The organism is Luteibacter jiangsuensis, assembly GCF_030812295.1.
Classification (GTDB): Bacteria; Pseudomonadota; Gammaproteobacteria; order Xanthomonadales; family Rhodanobacteraceae; genus Luteibacter; species Luteibacter jiangsuensis_A.
The window spans coordinates 159,042-175,384 of sequence record NZ_JAUSSK010000005.1; the positions used below are offsets into that span (position 1 = coordinate 159,042).

Annotated in this window: 17 protein-coding genes and 2 tRNA genes; 6 read left to right on the forward strand and 13 right to left on the reverse strand. The window is 64.0% G+C overall.

Annotation, left to right across the window (positions count from 1 at the left end; all coding sequences use genetic code 11):
• The first annotated feature begins 9 nt into the window (after positions 1 to 9).
• Positions 10 to 1,092: a homocysteine S-methyltransferase family protein gene (locus J2T07_RS16915; RefSeq protein ID WP_306851482.1), complete on the forward strand. Its 1,083-nt coding sequence runs from the start codon at positions 10 to 12 to the stop codon at positions 1,090 to 1,092.
• Complete coding sequence (gene metH / locus J2T07_RS16920; protein ID WP_306851484.1) at positions 1,089 to 3,788, forward strand: methionine synthase; 2,700 nt, start codon at positions 1,089 to 1,091, stop codon at positions 3,786 to 3,788. The genes J2T07_RS16915 and metH overlap by 4 nt, the downstream gene beginning before the upstream one ends.
• 17 nt (positions 3,789 to 3,805) lie before the next feature.
• Here metH and J2T07_RS16925 read toward each other — a convergent pair whose 3' ends face one another.
• The 8 genes from J2T07_RS16925 to pilV all read right to left on the reverse strand — a co-directional run bounded on the left by J2T07_RS16925 (position 3,806) and on the right by pilV (position 11,797).
• Positions 3,806 to 4,138 (reverse strand): lipid-A-disaccharide synthase N-terminal domain-containing protein, encoded by a 333-nt coding sequence (locus J2T07_RS16925; protein WP_306851487.1) that lies wholly within the window; start codon positions 4,136 to 4,138, stop codon positions 3,806 to 3,808.
• Positions 4,139 to 4,235: 97 nt separating this feature from the next.
• Positions 4,236 to 4,310: transfer RNA gene (locus J2T07_RS16930), tRNA-Val, on the reverse strand.
• 48 nt (positions 4,311 to 4,358) lie between these two features.
• Positions 4,359 to 4,994, reverse strand: a complete 636-nt coding sequence (locus J2T07_RS16935; RefSeq protein ID WP_306851489.1) for a GspH/FimT family pseudopilin — start codon at positions 4,992 to 4,994, stop codon at positions 4,359 to 4,361.
• Positions 4,994 to 5,425 carry a type IV pilin protein gene (locus tag J2T07_RS16940; RefSeq protein ID WP_306851491.1) on the reverse strand — a complete coding sequence of 144 codons (432 nt, stop codon included), beginning with the start codon at positions 5,423 to 5,425 and terminating at the stop codon, positions 4,994 to 4,996. The genes J2T07_RS16935 and J2T07_RS16940 overlap by 1 nt, the downstream gene beginning before the upstream one ends.
• A complete protein-coding gene (locus tag J2T07_RS16945) occupies positions 5,415 to 9,218 on the reverse strand; it encodes a pilus assembly protein (protein WP_306851493.1) in 3,804 nt (1,267 codons plus the stop codon). Before J2T07_RS16945 ends, J2T07_RS16940 begins: the two co-directional genes overlap by 11 nt.
• An 11-nt stretch (positions 9,219 to 9,229) precedes the next feature.
• A complete protein-coding gene (locus J2T07_RS16950; protein ID WP_306851494.1) occupies positions 9,230 to 9,844 on the reverse strand; it encodes a pilus assembly PilX family protein in 615 nt (204 codons plus the stop codon).
• Between the two features lie 22 nt (positions 9,845 to 9,866).
• Positions 9,867 to 11,243 carry a PilW family protein gene (locus tag J2T07_RS16955; protein ID WP_306851496.1) on the reverse strand — a complete coding sequence of 459 codons (1,377 nt, stop codon included), beginning with the start codon at positions 11,241 to 11,243 and terminating at the stop codon, positions 9,867 to 9,869.
• A gap of 2 nt (positions 11,244 to 11,245) precedes the next feature.
• Positions 11,246 to 11,797: a type IV pilus modification protein PilV gene (gene pilV / locus J2T07_RS16960; RefSeq protein ID WP_306851497.1), complete on the reverse strand. Its 552-nt coding sequence runs from the start codon at positions 11,795 to 11,797 to the stop codon at positions 11,246 to 11,248.
• 181 nt (positions 11,798 to 11,978) lie between these two features.
• Here pilV and J2T07_RS16965 point away from each other — a divergent pair, with 181 nt between their 5' ends.
• The 3 genes from J2T07_RS16965 to J2T07_RS16975 all read left to right on the forward strand — a co-directional run bounded on the left by J2T07_RS16965 (position 11,979) and on the right by J2T07_RS16975 (position 12,957).
• Positions 11,979 to 12,332: a hypothetical protein gene (locus tag J2T07_RS16965; protein ID WP_306851499.1), complete on the forward strand. Its 354-nt coding sequence runs from the start codon at positions 11,979 to 11,981 to the stop codon at positions 12,330 to 12,332.
• Positions 12,333 to 12,402: 70 nt separating this feature from the next.
• A complete protein-coding gene (locus J2T07_RS16970) occupies positions 12,403 to 12,585 on the forward strand; it encodes a hypothetical protein (RefSeq protein ID WP_306852198.1) in 183 nt (60 codons plus the stop codon).
• A 111-nt stretch (positions 12,586 to 12,696) separates the two neighbouring features.
• A complete protein-coding gene (locus tag J2T07_RS16975) occupies positions 12,697 to 12,957 on the forward strand; it encodes a hypothetical protein (RefSeq protein WP_306851501.1) in 261 nt (86 codons plus the stop codon).
• A gap of 3 nt (positions 12,958 to 12,960) precedes the next feature.
• On the opposite strand, the gene J2T07_RS16980 is transcribed toward J2T07_RS16975, so the two are convergent.
• Genes J2T07_RS16980 through J2T07_RS16990 form a run of 3 tightly spaced genes read right to left on the reverse strand, consistent with a single transcriptional unit; the run spans position 12,961 to position 14,207 of the window.
• Complete coding sequence (locus J2T07_RS16980) at positions 12,961 to 13,173, reverse strand: hypothetical protein (RefSeq protein WP_306851503.1); 213 nt, start codon at positions 13,171 to 13,173, stop codon at positions 12,961 to 12,963.
• A 16-nt stretch (positions 13,174 to 13,189) separates the two neighbouring features.
• On the reverse strand, positions 13,190 to 13,750 hold the full coding sequence (locus J2T07_RS16985) for a GNAT family N-acetyltransferase (protein WP_306851505.1): 561 nt from the start codon (positions 13,748 to 13,750) through the stop codon (positions 13,190 to 13,192).
• Between the two features lie 34 nt (positions 13,751 to 13,784).
• Positions 13,785 to 14,207 carry a winged helix-turn-helix transcriptional regulator gene (locus tag J2T07_RS16990; protein ID WP_306851507.1) on the reverse strand — a complete coding sequence of 141 codons (423 nt, stop codon included), beginning with the start codon at positions 14,205 to 14,207 and terminating at the stop codon, positions 13,785 to 13,787.
• A gap of 110 nt (positions 14,208 to 14,317) precedes the next feature.
• On the opposite strand from J2T07_RS16990, the gene J2T07_RS16995 reads away from it, so the two are divergent.
• Positions 14,318 to 15,082 carry an SDR family oxidoreductase gene (locus J2T07_RS16995; RefSeq protein ID WP_306851509.1) on the forward strand — a complete coding sequence of 255 codons (765 nt, stop codon included), beginning with the start codon at positions 14,318 to 14,320 and terminating at the stop codon, positions 15,080 to 15,082.
• A gap of 179 nt (positions 15,083 to 15,261) precedes the next feature.
• Here J2T07_RS16995 and J2T07_RS17000 read toward each other — a convergent pair.
• Together J2T07_RS17000 and ispH are read right to left on the reverse strand one after the other, a co-directional pair.
• Positions 15,262 to 15,337 (reverse strand) — tRNA-Thr (locus J2T07_RS17000).
• A gap of 42 nt (positions 15,338 to 15,379) precedes the next feature.
• Positions 15,380 to 16,321 (reverse strand): 4-hydroxy-3-methylbut-2-enyl diphosphate reductase, encoded by a 942-nt coding sequence (gene ispH, locus J2T07_RS17005; RefSeq protein WP_306851511.1) that lies wholly within the window; start codon positions 16,319 to 16,321, stop codon positions 15,380 to 15,382.
• Positions 16,322 to 16,343 lie beyond the last annotated feature (22 nt).

The window sequence follows — 16,343 nt, forward strand, 5'->3', positions numbered from 1 at the left end:
GACACCCCCATGAAAAACCTTCCCTGGCTCCATCCCGATCGCGTCGCCCTGATCCAGAAGGGCCTCGCCGAACGCATCATGATCCTCGACGGCGGCATGGGCACCATGCTCCAGGGGCACCAGCTGGACGAATCCGGTTATCGCGGTGAGCGCTTCGCGGGCGGCAACGACAGTGCGCACGACCACGGCCACGACCATCCCGGCGAATGCGACCTGAAGGGCAACAACGACCTGCTCCTGCTGACCCAGCCGGACATCATCCGCGGCGTGCACATGGCGTATCTCGAAGCCGGCGCGGATTTCGTCGAGACGAATACCTTCAACGCCACGCGGGTCAGCCAGGCCGACTACCATCTTGAGCACCTCGTGCCCGAATTGAACCGCGAAGGCGCGCGCATCGCCCGCGAGGCCTGCGACGAGATGACCCGGCGCACGCCGGACAAGCCGCGTTTCGTCATCGGCGTCCTCGGGCCCACGAGCCGCACCGCCTCGATCTCGCCCGACGTGAACGATCCGGGTTTCCGCAACGTGTCCTTCGAGGAACTGACCGCGAACTACATCGAAGCCGCGCGTGCCCTGATCGAAGGCGGCGCGGATACGATCATGGTCGAGACGATCTTCGACACGCTCAACGCCAAGGCCGCGCTGTTCGCGCTGAGCGAACTGTTCAACGAACTCGGCGCGCGCGTGCCCGTGATGATCTCGGGCACGATCACCGACCGCTCCGGGCGCACCCTTTCCGGCCAGACCGCCGAGGCGTTCTTTTATTCCGTGGAACACATCCAGCCCCTGTCGGTAGGCCTGAACTGCGCGCTCGGCGCCGACGACCTGCGCCCGCACGTGCAGATGCTCGCGCGTATCGCCGGCAGCGCCGTCAGCACGCATCCGAACGCCGGATTGCCGAACGCCTTCGGCGAGTACGACGAGACACCCGAAAGCATGGCCGCGACCATCCGTGGCTTTGCCGCCGATGGCCTCATCAACATCGTGGGTGGATGTTGTGGCACCACGCCCGCGCACATCGCGGCGATCGCCGCCGCCGTGGCGCCCTACCCGCCGCGCGTTCCCAAGGACACCGCACAAGCCGCATGAGCATTCGATATACGCGCCTGTCCGGCCTCGAGCCGCTGGTCCTCACGCCGGACCTCAACTTCATCAACGTCGGCGAACGTACCAACGTCACCGGCTCGGCCCAGTTCCGCAAGCTGGTCAAGGAGGGCCGCTACGAGGAAGCCGTGGACGTGGCCCGCCAGCAGGTGGAGAGCGGTGCACAGATTCTCGACGTGAACATGGACGAGGGACTGATCGATTCCGAGGCGGCGATGACCCGCTTCATCAACCTGATCTCCTCCGAGCCCGACATCGCCCGCGTGCCGATCATGGTGGATTCCTCGAAGTGGAGCGTGATCGAGGCTGGCCTGCGTTGCATGCAGGGCAAGGGCATCGTCAATTCCATATCGATGAAGGAAGGCGAAGCCGCCTTCCTCGACCACGCGCGCAAGGTCCGCCAGTACGGCGCCGCCGTGGTCGTGATGGCCTTCGACGAGGCCGGCCAGGCCGACACGAAGCAACGCAAGGTGGATATCTGCTCGCGCGCCTACGAACTGCTGGTGGACGAGCTGGACTTCCCCCCCGAAGACATCATCTTCGATCCCAACATCTTCGCCATCGCCACCGGCATCGAGGAACACAACAACTATGCGGTGGATTTCATCGAGGCGACGCGCGAGCTGAGGAAGCGTTTCCCCTCGTCGCATGTTTCCGGCGGCGTCTCCAACGTATCGTTCTCGTTCCGTGGCAACAACCCGGTGCGCGAAGCGATCCACTCGGTGTTCCTCTACCACGCGATCGCCGCGGGCATGGACATGGGCATCGTCAACGCCGGCGCGCTGGCGATCTACGACGATCTCCCGGAGGAACTGCGCGAACGCGTCGAAGACGTCGTGCTGAACCGCCGCCCCGACGGTACGGAGCGCCTGCTCGAGATCGCCGACCGCTACAAGGGCGGCAAGAGCGAGGTGGCGGTGGAAACCGCCGCATGGCGCGACAAGCCCGTCGTCGAGCGGTTGACGCATGCCCTCGTGCATGGGATCGACCAGTTCGTGGTGGAGGACACGGAGGAAGCGCGCCTCGTCGCCCGCCGTCCGCTCGACGTGATCGAGGGCCCGCTGATGAGCGGCATGAACGTGGTCGGCGACCTGTTCGGCGCCGGCAAGATGTTCCTGCCCCAGGTGGTGAAGTCGGCCCGCGTGATGAAGAAGGCCGTGGCTCACCTGATTCCCTATATCGAGGAAGAGAAGCTGCGCTCCGGCGACGCCGGCAAGAACAACGGCAAGATCGTGCTCGCCACGGTCAAGGGCGACGTCCACGACATCGGCAAGAACATCGTCGGCGTGGTGCTCCAGTGCAACAACTTCGAGGTGATCGATCTCGGCGTCATGGTGCCGACGCAGAAGATCCTGGACATCGCGCGCGCCGAGAACGCCGACATCATCGGTCTCTCCGGTCTGATCACACCTTCGCTGGAAGAAATGAGCCAGGTCGCCCGTGAGATGGAGCGCCAGGACTTCCGCGTACCGCTGATGATCGGCGGCGCGACGACCTCGCGCGCGCATACCGCGCTGCGCATCGAACCGCACTATAAGTCACCCACCGTGTGGGTGAAGGATGCCTCGCGTGCCGTCGGTGTCGCGCAGTCGCTGGTCAGCAAGGACCTCGTCGACGAGTTCATGACCAAGGTGCGCGCCGAATATGCGGAAGTGCGCGACCGCCACAAGAGCCGCGGCGCGGGCAAGCAACTCGTGCCCCTGTCGAAGGCCCGCGCCCAGCGCTACACCGGCGACTGGCCGTCTTACACGCCGCCCACGCCACGCGTGCCCGGCATCACCGTGTTCGACGACTACGACCTTGCCGAATTGCGCGGCTATATCGACTGGTCACCGTTCTTCAACGCGTGGGAGCTTGCCGGCAAGTTTCCGGCCATCCTCGACGACGGGATCGTTGGACCTCAGGCCACCGAACTCTACAACGATGCGCAAGCGATGCTCGACAAGCTCATCGCGGGAAAGTGGCTCACGGCCAAGGGCGTGATCGGCTTCTGGCCCGCGGCGCAGTCGGGTGACGATATCGAGGTGTACGCCGAGGCGGGCATCGGGAAGCGCAAGGCGACGACCACCCTGCACCACTTGCGCCAGCAGGTGGACAAGCCCGCGGATCGCCCGGACTTCTGCCTGTCGGATTTCGTCGCGCCGAAGGACAGCGGCGTACAGGATTGGATCGGCGGCTTCGCCGTGACAGCGGGTGTTGGCATCGACGAGCACGTGGCCCGCTTCGAGGCGGCGCACGACGACTACTCCTCGATCCTGCTCAAGGCCCTGGCCGACCGCCTGGCGGAAGCCTTCGCCGAACGCATGCATGAGCGCGTGCGCAAGGAGTTCTGGGGCTACCAGCCCGACGAGGCATTGGACAACGACGCCCTTGTCGCGGAACGGTACCGCGGCATCCGCCCGGCCCCGGGCTATCCCGCCTGTCCGGAGCATTCGGAGAAGCGGACATTGTTCGACCTGCTGCAGGCCACCGAGCACACGACGATCCAGCTCACCGACAGCTTCGCCATGTACCCCACGGCCGCCGTGTCCGGCTGGTATTTCTCCCACCCCGACAGCCAGTACTTCGTGGTCGGCAGGGTCAGCCGCGAACAGGTCGAGGATTACGCCCGTCGCAAGGGCTGGGAACGCCGCGAAGCCGAGCGCTGGCTAGCTCCCTACCTCGACTACGACCCCGACTGAAGTGCGAACCCCAGGCCTCAGGTCTCTTCCGGCCCGCCCGGCCTCACCGTCTCGCCGCGTTCGCGATGCTTCAGGTGCGCGAACACGTTGTAGAACGACACGATCATCGGAAAGGCCGTCTGGATGATGCCGACCGAGTCGTTCTTGCCCCAGATGAAGTACGCCAGGGTCAGCACGCTGCCGCTGACCGACAGGTACCAGAAGGACATGGGCACGGTGACCTTCTTGTTCTTCCGGGTCGCATAGAACTGGACGAACCAGCGCGCGGTGAAGAGCAGCGTGCCCAGGAGACCGATGATCTTCCAGGGCGTGAGGGTCAACAGGTGGAGATCGGCAAGGGCTTCGTGCATGGCGGTGTCCGCTGGGTGAGCCGGCGCATTTTAGCCCCGGGAACCATGGTGTGACCCAAAAGAAAACCCGGCGCGTGGCCGGGTCTTCAGGATTCGATGGTGGGCGGTACAAGGATCGAACTTGTGACACCTGCCGTGTGAAGGCAGTGCTCTACCGCTGAGCTAACCGCCCATCGAGCGCGGGATTCTACGTAGAATCCGCCAGACCGTCAAGGTCGGGTCACGGGAAACAGGATGAGGTCAGGGGTAACGGCGTCACCGTGATCGCGCCGGAGGCACGCAGGGTCAATAGCGAGCCCTGCCTGCCCTCTTCGTTCGTGCCGACCTGGCTGGCCGGGTCGCCTGGCTTGCGCGCGCATGCCGCGAAGCTGAGGGTGGTACGGCCAGCGCTGGTCACGAATTCACCGGTCTGGTTGAAGGTGAAGATCGAGCCGTCCGTGCCACGCAGGGATACACCGCGGATCTGCGGCGTGTAGCGAAGAATGTCCATGTTCTTCTCGCCGGTGACGAAGGCCTGGTTCGCACCATCCGCCGTCACGTCATAGGAATACACGATCCAACCCGCGTCGTAGTCGAACGGGTCGGAGGTCGCTTCCTCGCATTCGGTGCCCGTGGTGCTGCGGCAGATCGATACGAAACGGTGCTGGCTCGCCGCCTGCCCACGCGCGAACTGCATGTCGGCCGAAAGGGAGTTGATCGCATTGGCGATGTCGCCACGGCTCATCACCGAACGAAAGCTGGGTATCGCGACCGCCGCCAGGATGGCCAGGACGAAAATGGTCACCATCAGCTCGATCAGGGAAAGCCCGCCTGACCGTTTCCCCACCCCGGTAGAACCAACCGTCAGCGCGCGCATCACCAGCAGCGCCCGTTGGTGTTCCTGGCCGTGTCCGTCGACGCCGGCAATTTCGTTCCGGTGGAGTCGATGCTCAAATCACCGCAGACGTCCTTTAACTGGTCGCCCTGTGGACTGGCCGTCGCCGTATAGGACTTGGTCAGGTCATCGGAGGTGATGGTGACCTTGTAGTAACCCTTCTCCGACATGACGCTGCCTAGCTTGAGATCGCCCGTCACCGGGTCATCGCCGTAGTGGTTGAACGTGGCGTAGTAACGTTCCTGCGCGTTGGCGACGCGCATGAGCAACTCCTGGCCGTCCGCCCGGCGTGCACGGTAGGCGTAACGGCCGTACTGGGTGATCGCGATCGTCGCCAGGATAGCCATGACGACAACCACGATCATCAACTCGAGGAGGGTGAAGCCACGTACGGGGCGAACCTTACTGGTCATTGAGGATTCTCCAGGAACGACGACGCCAGATGGGAGAGCCTACCGAGAATGCGGTGGAGGTGCCCTTCAGCGTAACCCCGGGAACGAGGGTCGTCCCGCCGCCGATGAGGGTCGCCGCGGCAAGGCTGCCTGTCGCAGGTGGATTGTCGACGCGCGCACCGGCGAGCGAATAGCCGGCACCGAAGGAACCGGTGCCCACGACGCCCGCGCCTGGGCCGCCCGTCGCCGCGTCCACGACCATCAACGCACCGGCACGGCCGGGGTTGCACGGGTCGGGGCTGGTCGGGATCAGCGTGGTGATGATCGCGCGGTTGGTATTGAACAACGCGGTGGGCGTGACGACCACACGCTCGCCCGCGGACACATCGAGGTCGAAATACCACCCTCCCGTGCTGCCCGCGACCGCGTTGCTGGTCAACCCACGGTTGAAGCTCGCATCTTCGACGAGGTCTTGCGCGACCAGTTTCGAGCGGGTCCATGGCAAGCCGGTCGTATTGCCCAGGCCCGGATCGCGTATGCCGTAAACGGATTGGGTCTTCGCACCCGTCGTGGTGCGGTCGTCGTCGCCCAGGAACTTGCCCGTGCCGAACACGACCATGAAGTATTGCGAGTTCGGGTCGGGGAACAGGCGCGGCATCACGGTGATCGGCTGGTCGCCGGGAACCGTGTTCGCAGGGCTGCCACTGGTAGGACGATAGATCAGGTCGACCGTGCCCGTGCTGATGTCGCGCAGGTCGAAACGCCACAGGTTCCCCGCGAGATCGCCCGCGAAGGCGACGTCGTCGACCTGGTCGTTGTCGTAGTCGCCCAACACCGGAGATGCCAGTCCGAAGCTGGTGACGGCGCTGCCGCCATAGGTCGTCGGTGTCTGGAATTCCTTCAACACAGCGCCCGTCTGCGCATCGAGGACGAAGAGCGAGCTGAACTTGTTGAACGATGCGGGGGCACGATAGGCCGGATCCAGACTTTCAGTCGGAAAATAACCACCCGGCACCAATACGACCCATTTGCCACTTTTCAGACGGCCGATATTCGGTTGGCCGAACGTATAACCGAGGTTCGCACCACCCACCGAGTCTGAATTGAACTCCCAGAGCACCTTGCCCGCCACGGCGGTGGCACTGGCACCCGTGGGATCGGTGATATCCATCGCATAGATGCCACGGCCGCCATAACGAAGGCCGCCCACCAGGATGGTATGCCAACCGACCGTCGATGTGGGGCGGGCCTGGCTGAAGTAGACGTCCCGGTAGATCGGCGTGGCGTCCACCGTCGGCTGGTAGCTGAAATTGTTCTTCCTCGAGAAGTACCAGAGCTTCTGGTAGGAAGCGGAGGGCACATAGGCCCACTGCTCCCGCCCGGGCGAGGACCCGCCCTGTGCGGCCAGGCGTGCGTCGAAAGCATGCAACATGCCGTCGTTCGCGGCCGCATAAAGTATCGGTTGACGATCGAGGTGATCGGCGACGAACTGTGAATAGCTCTTCTTCGGATCACTCGTGTAGGCAGCCGTTTCGGGCGCCGGGGTGCTGGCATCGATGGGGGGGAAGAAGTCGCGATATCCGCTCGAGGGATAGCTTACGTACACAGGCTGCGCGTTGACGATCGCGCCCAGCAACGAGGTGCGAGTGCGCAGCAGCGTGCCTTCATCGGTGCGGACACCGCGGACCCAGTTGACGCGCTTCTCGCCATTGGTGTCACTGATCACTTTGGTGGGATCCGGATCAGGCTGCGCGATGTTCATGATCGCCTGCTGCGCCGCCGTCATGTTGGCGTACAGGTACTCGACGCCCTTCCCTTCGCCCGGGCCGGCGCTGGTCACGATGATGCGTGAAGTCGTACGGTCGGTGAGTGCCTTACCAGCTTCCCACAGCAGGCTGCCACGGCCACCGCTGGATGTCACGGCATAAGCCTCGAGCTTGCCCGACCAGTCGGTCGACGAAAAGCTGGGAACGTAGGTCACCGAATCCGTGCTGATTACACCGGAACTCAAGGCCGCCGAAACCGCGCTCGACGTCGTGGCGAGCACCGACTTGATGATGTTCACCAGGCTGTTGACCAGGGTGGTCGGGTCCGAGGCGTTGAAGAAGCCGCCACGGCTGTTCACCGCACCGTGCCAGGTATCATCGATGGCTTGCGGGGAATTATTGACCGGCCGGGGCCAGGCTTTCGTGCCTGCCTTAAGCGCGGCGAGGTCGTTCGGAAAATCGAGAGTACCGGCAACGCCCAGCGTCACGTAGAACTGCGAGACGTGCTGCCAGATTGCGGGGTCGTTGGAAGGATTCCAGTAGACATCCACGTTTTTGGTGGGAGCATCCGGATCCACCACGGACGACGACGTCAGGTCCGGCAAGTACGGCTTGACCCCGTCCTTAAGCTTGGGCTGGAGATCAGTCGCCCAGAAATACCAGGCGATATTCGCCATGGACGAGGTGTAGACGGTACCGGAAACGTTGCCGTATATCTTCGATACGGTGTCGCTGGTCGAATAGGCCGTCTTATCGGGCAGCGTCTGGTTGACCTGGCTGGTATTGGTGGAATCCATGGCCGGAGCGCCGTCAGCACTTGCCGCCGGAAGCGTGGGATCGGTCTCGTTCCAGTAACCATCCGTCACCAGCATGTGGAAATTTCTTCGGCATATCAGGTCGGCGCTATCGTTGCCGGAAAGGCCGTTCCAGTAGGGATCGTTATCATCCTTGGTCAGCGGGGCCCGGAAAATGTTCGACGCACGGATGGTCGCGGCGCGCGCAGGCGTATCGTTGCCGCCGACGACCTGGAAAATCCAGTCGAAGAAGTCTTGGCGAACCGTCGAGGTGAGGTCGCCTATATCCTGCAAGTTCGCCGTCGCACCGAAGCGCACCGAAAGATCCGTGCTACTGCCGGAATTCGTGTTCTTCATGTTCTGCCAGGCGATGCGGATCGAGTTGCCGATCTTGGCGAAGGCCTGCGACATGGTCGTACGCGTCATCATGTTACGCGTGCGGTAATAGGCGAACCAATTGGCGAAATTCTGGTAGTTGCTGCTCGGTACGGCCACCGCTTCCCAGTTGGCGGAGTTGTACAACACGCTGGTGTCGACCGTTCCGTCGGACTTCTTGATATTGGCCGTGCTCTTGAGGCGCCAGTAGTAGGGACCGCCAATCGGTTTGAGGCCGTTGGGGTCGGTATAGGTGCCGTCGAAAGGGCTGGCGGCGTTGGGTGTGCAACGCCAGCGGTTATCGACCGTGTTGTTCTTGGACGTCACGATCACGCCCATTAAGTTGGCTTGGCGGCCATCGAACGCATCACTCTGGCTGTTACCGTTATTCCGGTATGCTGCCGCAGACGTCGCTTGTTTATTGATTCGACGGTTGACATCGATGCCGTTCATCCAGACGGATTTCAGCGTGGCATCGGCATTCGGAAATGAAGTGCCATCGGCCCGCACGGGCGGCGTATACGAAATGTTCGGATTGAAATAGACGCCGTTCATCGCTTCCGAACGGAGATCCGTCTTGTCGGTGATGCGAGGGTCGATCACACCCGCGCAGACCCAGGGTCTGTAGTAGCCCGTGTTGTTATTTACGGTGTCCTGCCACGACCTATTGTCGAACGGGCGGTTGTCGCCCATGTAGAAACTCTGCATCGACCCGGAATCATCGAAGGTCACGGCGACGTTGGGCGCAACCGATGTCGTGAGGTCGGGCGGAACGCTGCCGAGGTTGGTACTGTCTGCCCTGACCAATCCAGGCAGGCCCCCGAGCGTCGTCAGGACCAGCACGGTAGCGGCCGAAAGCAGGCGTTGGGATGCGCTCATGACGATATCTCTCAGTTGGCCTTGGCCGCGAACGTGGTCTCGATGACCCGAACCGTGTTGTCGTTCGCTCCGGTCGAGCGGGCGGTGATCCGGTAGATATGGCTGTCGACGCTGGTGTTGCCGGTACCCGGCGACGATTGTCCCGACTCGTGCTGCGATCCGGCGCCGGCCGGCAGTTCCACGCCCAGGTCTTCGATGATGTACACCGGGTCCTTGGTCAGTTTGAAGGTCTTGTCCGCGCTTTCCGCCGTGAGCGTGCCGGCGGAATACACCGTGCTTCCCGTGTCCACCCAGCCCGGCGAATTACGGAAAGCGTCCACATCGGTATTCAACACGGTGGCATCGTACTTGTAGCAAACAGGACCGGACGTGGTGCAGGCCATGGGGTCGAGATTGCTCGCCGTCCACAGGCGCCACTCCGCACCACGAAGGGCGGATTCCGCACCGAAGTCGGCCAACTGGGAGCTGCGCAGGCCGCCGGCGAGGCGCAACTGCATCAGCGATGTACCGGACGCGGCAATGGCGAGGATCGTGATCAACAGCAGGAAGATCAGCGCAATCACGAGCACGACGCCGGCCTGCCGCCGCGGTGCGCGCCATGCTCGATGAAGGGGAAAGCGTTTCATGTCTGCTCCGGAACGCGTCGCATCAGGGGTTGTAGTTGCGCAGCATCACCAGCGAGGTGAACTGACGGCGTAGACGCTTGTCGTCGAACCCTTGCTGGGACGGCTTGATGGCGAGGCCCGCCGTGCCCGACTGCGCCGGATAGACCGGCGCGAAATTGCCGTTGCTGCTATCGGGCGTATACAGGAAGGCTGTTTCCGGCGTGGTGAGGGTCGGCATGGTGACCTGGCTCGAAAGCAGCAACGACACCTCGATGCTCTTCACCGCGCGCCACAGGCAGCCCGGATCGCTCGTCGTCAGGGTGTTCGCCGTCGGCGGACAGGTCACCGTCTTGTTCACCCGGGAATCGACCTGGTCGGCGGTGAGGAAACGCACGGCACCGTCGGCATCTTCCACGCCGTAGCGGAAGGTCAGGCGCTCCACGCCGCGAATCAATTCCTGGTCGGGTACCGAAACGGTGGTGCCGTTGACCCGGCGCATCAGCGCGCCCGTCTTCACGCCGGTGTCCGATCCGTTGTCGCTGACCACCTGCACGTAGTACGTGACGTTCTGCATGTCGTTCACGAAGTCGAACAGGCGCGGAGCCGACTGCGGCTGCAACGCCAGCGGCGTGATGAAGTTGCTGGCCGCGGCGGGCACGAGCTTGGCCGTCGTGCTGCCGGTCACCGCGAACACTTGCGCGCTGGAACAGTCGGCCACAAGCGCCATGCCGCTCTTGAATTCCGTGATCGGCGGCTCGGTCGCGGTCGGAGCCAGGTCGATTTCCTTGAGCGTGTTGCCGGTCAGGTCGGGCACCACCTTGTTGGTGTCGCCCAGGCGCCAGCCACGGGAAGAATCGAGATAGCGCAGCGTGAGGACATCGGTGCCCACGACGCGATTGCCGACCGCGGTTCCCGCCGTGTCGAGCTTGCCGCCCAGGAACGTCACCGGAATCGGAAGGCAGGCGCCCGTACCCGTGCAATTGTAGCCGCGCATGAACATGAACGACGGCATCGCATACGGCGCCGTCGGCGCGGCCGGATAATTGACGCCGGATTCTCCCGAGGCGCCGCCCCATTGCGTCGTGTTCTCGAACAACGCGGGCGCGTCGAGGAAATTCTTGGCGAGGACGCGTGGCGTGCGCAATCCATCCAGGTAGACGTCGGACGAGGTCTTGGTCGCGACACCACCGGTGTTGTTGCAATACATGCCGGTGGCCATGCTGAGGTCGTCATTGAGCTTGCCGACGGCGAAACGGCCGTCCTCCTGCAGGCGAGCGAGCTGCGTCTGTACCCGGTTGCTGCTGGAGGTCGAGAGGAACAGCGTGATGATGCCGGCCGACACCAGCAGGCCCAGCACCATCGCGACCATCAGCTCGATCAGGGTGACACCGCGGATGGCGCGACGCATAGAGGTACGCATGGTCATGGTTCGAAGACCCAGGTGAACGATTGCAGGTTGCCGTCGTCGACGTTGTCATCCGTGCCGCCGCCGATGCCGCGTTCGGCCCAGGTGATGGTCATCGTGCATGTGCCGCCGAAGGGCGGACGCAAGCCGATCTGCGCCGTGGGGTCGTAACTGAGGTCGCCGGCCTTCGTGCATGCGATCGAGCTCGGCCCCAGGCCAGGCAGGAATGCCTGCAACTGTGCCGTCCAGAGCAGCTTGTCGCGCAACGCGATGTCGTCGGGACTGCAGGGCGTCGTCGCGTCGCACTTGGGCATGGTGCCCGTCGTGAAGGGATAGGTCGCGGAGTAATCGTCTTTCCACAGCCCGTAGGGATTGGCCCGCATGCGATCGGCCATGCTGTTGGCAAGGAAGGTCACCTGCGTGCGGACGAAGGCCGACTGGTTGGACCGCGTCGAGATGATCAACAAACCGGCGAGCCCGATGAGACCGATGCTGAAAATCAGCACGGCCATCAAGACCTCGATCAACGACACGCCGCGCAACGCGCGGCGGGAACGAATACTGGCCACGTAGGCTTCCCCTGCATTTCCCTGTCGATAGCCTATCCCGGACCCCGGCCTTGTTAAGGCGCTTCCCGACGAGCGGTAGGTGGCCGCCGACAAGCGGAGCCTGACGAGGGCCGGGGCTCACGTTAGGATGGCAGCCCGGAGCCGCCTCGGGCGGCACCGACCATCCACACGGGGAAATGTCATGCGACCGACCAGCGCGATTCTTATCGCCACCAGCCTTCTATGGACGTGTTGGGCAACCGCACAGACCCAGGAAACCGGCCTTCCCGGCGCCACGTTGGACGACGCGGGGCAAGCGGCGGGTTTCGGCCAGTTCCTCTGCGGAATTCCCGGTGGCCAGATCGATGCCTTCCGGCAGAAAGTGGATGCGCTTACGTCGGGAGGAACGGGGAGCGCGGCGTTCCATGCCGGCGAAGCGAGGGCCAGGAAGCTGATCAACCAGGCCCGGCAGGAAAACGGCGACGGGCAGGAACTGCGGGATGTCTCCTGCAGCGAGGCCACCACCCTCATCACGAATACCCTCGCGACGCCCTGACGTAAAGCGCACCGCACGTTCACGCCCCTGGGGGCTCCATGACGGCCTCACCCACACAGGAAGGCCCGCCATGAACCACGACCGCCAGGACGTCAAACACCCCGACCACAGCCAGCCGAAGCATCCGGAATCGGAACGCGAGAAGAAGGCCCGCAAGGCGCACGCGGACGAGAACCAGGACCACGCCTTGGAAGAAACCTTCCCGGCCAGCGATCCGGTCTCGCCCTTCGTGCCGGCGAAAGCACCCAAGTAGATCGCGCCACACGACGCCGCGCGTGTCGCCGACACGCCGGCGTCGCACCGGCATAACGCAGCGGTCACGAAGCAGCGGTGAGAATGAGCGGGCTAAGAAAGGAGTTCTTCCGTGCTCGCGCAGTATGTCTTCACCTCGGCCGATGTTCCGTTCCGCGTCGTTCGCCACGGCCACCGTTGGCGTGCGCTCCACGGCGATCGCGAAGCCGGTCGCTACGACAGCGCCGAAGAGGCGATCCATGCCCTTCGCGCCGATCATCCCGATGCCCGCCTGCCCCGGCGCCTGGGCGACTGGCGCTACCTGCCGGATGCTCCCCTGCTCCACCTGGCACCGCCCAGCGCGGCGACCATGGCTCGCCTCGCGTCCGTCTAGCGATCAGAGCGCCATGCTGCGCCAATGCCCATGGTCGTCCTCGATCCGCAATTCCACGGAGGCGCCACCCGCGTGGTGCGCGCGGGCCTGGCGTAGGGCATAGGACAACGCATCGCGCTCCTGGGCGAAGCGCACCGGTTTTTCCGCATCCACTCGTACTGCCCATTCGGCACCGGATTGCGGGGGCTGCATGACGTAGACACGGACGTAGCGCATCGCTCGTGGCCTTTCCTCAACCCTGGCGAGGCCATTCACGCGCCAGCAGGGCGAAGACGACGTCATCGACCCATTCACCGCGGAAGAAATAGCTCTCCACATGGTGGGCCTCCTGGCGAAAGCCGAGCGAACGCAACAGCGCGATGCTGGCGACGTTGCGCGGGTCCACCGAGGCCACGGCACGCCGGTAGCCCCAATCGCCAAAGGCGAGGCCGAGGGCCGTGGCCATGGCTTCGCGGGCGTAGCCACGGCCTTGCCGTTCGGGCCGGAGCGATACCCCCAACTCGATCGCCCCGCCTGGGACTGGGGGGAAATGGATGCCGAGATCGCCGACGAGTTCGGTGGAGTCCTTTTCCCGGATGGCGAGCTGGAACCAGCTATCGGGAGCGGCGAAGGGCTGGACGGCCTGCCTTGCGATGAACGCCTCGGCATCGCCGACGTTCGCCGGTTTCCAGCCCTGGTAGCGGGCCACGGCATCATCGCCACGGTAAGCATGCAGAAGCGGTGCGTCCGCCGGAACGAGGCGGTCCAGGCGCAACCGGGCGGTGAGAAAGAGGGGGCGAACGGGATGGTCCATGCGGCATCCTCGGCCTATCCGGCCGGCGCCGCAACTAGTCCTCGCCGGTGGCACGCTTTTCGTAGTCGGCACGTGCCGCCTCGATGTCCGCGCGATGCTTTTCCGCCCACAACCATACGCTGCAAAAGGCGGCGCCGAGGCTCAGGCCGATTTCGGTGAGCTCGTATTCCACGCGCGGCGGCACCACCGGATAGACCGTGCGCGTGACCAGCCCATCGGCCTCCATCTGGCGCAAGGTCTTGGTCAGCATTTTCTGGCTGACTCCACCGATAAGGTCGGCGAGGCGGCCAAAACGCAGGCGGCCATGTTCCGCCAGCACCTCCAGCGTGAGCATCGTCCAGCGGTCGGCCACGCGTTCGATGATCCCCCGCACCAGCGCGTCGAGCTCCGGGTCCGTGTAGGGCTCGCCTAGCACACGGCAAGTCTCGTCATAGATTTTCCTGGCTTTGGCTGGCATATCGATGGTTCATGGTTTCCAAAGAGTAAGTATGGAACTTTCTGGCTCCTACTTTCCATAAGATCGTGTCAAGCCTAGCCTACACCTACCCTTTCTCCGACGAGGTTCCCATGAACATCACAGGCAACACGATCCTCATCACCGGCGGCGGCTCGGGCATCGGTCGGGCCCTGGCGGAAGCCTTCCATGCGCGCGGCAACCAGGTGGTCATCGCGGGGCGGCGGCAGGCCGCGCTCGACGCGACCACCGAGGCCCATCCCGGCATGAAGTCGGCCATGCTGGACATCGAGGACCCCATGGCGATCCAGCGCTTCGCCGCGCAGCTGCGCAAGGACTTCCCAGCCCTCAACGTGGTGATCCACAACGCGGGGATCATGCGTCCGGAACGGCTGACCGACGGCACCACGGATACCGCCGAAGCCACCATCACCACCAACCTGCTCGGGCCGATCCGGCTCAACGCGGCACTGATCGATCACCTGCTGGCGCAGCCGAAGGCGAGCATCGTCACGGTGTCTTCCGGCCTTGCCTTCCTTCCCTTCGCCGTCGCTCCGACCTATTGCGCGACCAAGGCGGCGATCCATTCGTATTCGGAAACGCTGCGCTACCAGCTGAAGGACACGTCGGTACAGGTGCTGGAACTGGTACCGCCCTATGTGCAGACCGAACTGATGGGAGAGCGGCAGAAGAACGATCCGAACGCGATGCCGCTGGATGCGTTCATCGACGAGACGATGCGCCTGATCGAGACCACGCCGGACGCCACGGAAATCCTCGTCGAGCGTGTGAAGCCGTTGCGCTTCGCCGAGGCGAACGGAAGCTATGCGGGCTTTTTCAAGCAGTTCAACGACAACGCGGCGGATCACGCTCCGTAGCTGTCGAATCGCCGACAGGGTCGGTTCCCACCGGCTTTTGGCTACCCGGTCAGCTTGCAGCTACCTTGTGGGGGCCGACTTTGTCGGCGATGCTCTTACGGCAGACACAAAAAAACCCGCTGGCGCGGGTTTTTTTGTGTCCTCCGGGACCGCTCGTCGGCAGTCCGGGAGAAAGGCGCTGGTGCCGGAAATAGGAATCGAACCTACGACCTCATCATTACGAATGACGCGCTCTACCAACTGAGCTATTCCGGCGAGAAGCGGAATTCTAGGGAAGCTTGGCACCCGGCGCAAGCCTCAGCCGGCCATGCGCAGCTCCTTGGGCAGGGCGAAGGTGATGTTTTCCGCCTCGCCATCCAGTTCGCGCACGCTGCCCGAGCCCCAGGATTGCAGGCGGGCGATCACTTCCTGGACGAGCTTTTCCGGTGCCGAGGCACCCGCGGTGACGCCGACGCGGGTCTTGCCTTCCAGCCAGCCGCGCTGAATATGTTCGGCGCCGTCGATCAGGTACGAGGTGACGCCCTGTTTCTCGGCCAGTTCCTTCAGGCGATTCGAATTGGAGCTGTTGACCGAGCCCACCACGAGGACGAGGTCGACCGCGTCGGCAAGGCGGCGCACGGCATCCTGCCGGTTCTGCGTCGCATAGCAGATATCGTCCTTGCGCGGGCCCTCGATGCTCGGGAACTTCGCGCGCAGAGCGCCGATGATCGCGATGGTGTCGTCCACCGAGAGAGTCGTCTGGGTGACGAAGGCGAGCTTGTCAGGCTGCGAGGGCACCAGTTCGGCGACATCCTCGACCGACTCGACGAGGTAGATATGGCCGGCGTTGACCCGGTTCCACTGCCCCATCGTGCCCTGGACCTCAGGATGCCCGGCGTGACCGATGAGGACGACGTCATGGCCTGCGCGGCCCAGGCGCGCGACTTCCATGTGCACCTTGGTCACCAGCGGACAGGTGGCGTCGAACACGTTCAGGTGGCGGCGGTCGGCTTCCTCTCGCACGGCCTTCGGCACGCCGTGGGCGCTGAAGATCACGGTGGAGCCATCGGGCACTTCGTCGAGTTCGTCGACGAAGACCGCACCGTCGGCGCGCAGGCGCTCCACGACGTAACGGTTGTGCACCACCTCGTGACGCACGTAGATGGGCGCGCCGTAGGATTCGAGCGCGCGCTCGACGATGGCGATGGCGCGATCGACGCCGGCACAAAAACCGCGGGGATTGGCGAGGAGGATGTCCAAGGGGGACCTCGTGGCCGTGGGG

Bases quoted from the DNA above. Each gene is read 5' to 3' on its own strand.
- J2T07_RS16915 (WP_306851482.1), top strand. From the start codon at position 10: ATGAAAAACCTTCCCTGGCTCCATCCCGATCGCGTCGCCCTGATCCAG.
- metH (WP_306851484.1), top strand. From the start codon at position 1,089: ATGAGCATTCGATATACGCGCCTGTCCGGCCTCGAGCCGCTGGTCCTC.
- J2T07_RS16925 (WP_306851487.1), bottom strand. From the start codon at position 4,138: ATGCACGAAGCCCTTGCCGATCTCCACCTGTTGACCCTCACGCCCTGG.
- J2T07_RS16935 (WP_306851489.1), bottom strand. From the start codon at position 4,994: ATGCGCGCGCTGACGGTTGGTTCTACCGGGGTGGGGAAACGGTCAGGC.
- J2T07_RS16940 (WP_306851491.1), bottom strand. From the start codon at position 5,425: ATGACCAGTAAGGTTCGCCCCGTACGTGGCTTCACCCTCCTCGAGTTG.
- J2T07_RS16945 (WP_306851493.1), bottom strand. From the start codon at position 9,218: ATGAGCGCATCCCAACGCCTGCTTTCGGCCGCTACCGTGCTGGTCCTG.
- J2T07_RS16950 (WP_306851494.1), bottom strand. From the start codon at position 9,844: ATGAAACGCTTTCCCCTTCATCGAGCATGGCGCGCACCGCGGCGGCAG.
- J2T07_RS16955 (WP_306851496.1), bottom strand. From the start codon at position 11,243: ATGCGTACCTCTATGCGTCGCGCCATCCGCGGTGTCACCCTGATCGAG.
- J2T07_RS16965 (WP_306851499.1), top strand. From the start codon at position 11,979: ATGCGACCGACCAGCGCGATTCTTATCGCCACCAGCCTTCTATGGACG.
- J2T07_RS16970 (WP_306852198.1), top strand. From the start codon at position 12,403: ATGAACCACGACCGCCAGGACGTCAAACACCCCGACCACAGCCAGCCG.
- J2T07_RS16980 (WP_306851503.1), bottom strand. From the start codon at position 13,173: ATGCGCTACGTCCGTGTCTACGTCATGCAGCCCCCGCAATCCGGTGCC.
- J2T07_RS16985 (WP_306851505.1), bottom strand. From the start codon at position 13,750: ATGGACCATCCCGTTCGCCCCCTCTTTCTCACCGCCCGGTTGCGCCTG.
- J2T07_RS16990 (WP_306851507.1), bottom strand. From the start codon at position 14,207: ATGCCAGCCAAAGCCAGGAAAATCTATGACGAGACTTGCCGTGTGCTA.
- J2T07_RS16995 (WP_306851509.1), top strand. From the start codon at position 14,318: ATGAACATCACAGGCAACACGATCCTCATCACCGGCGGCGGCTCGGGC.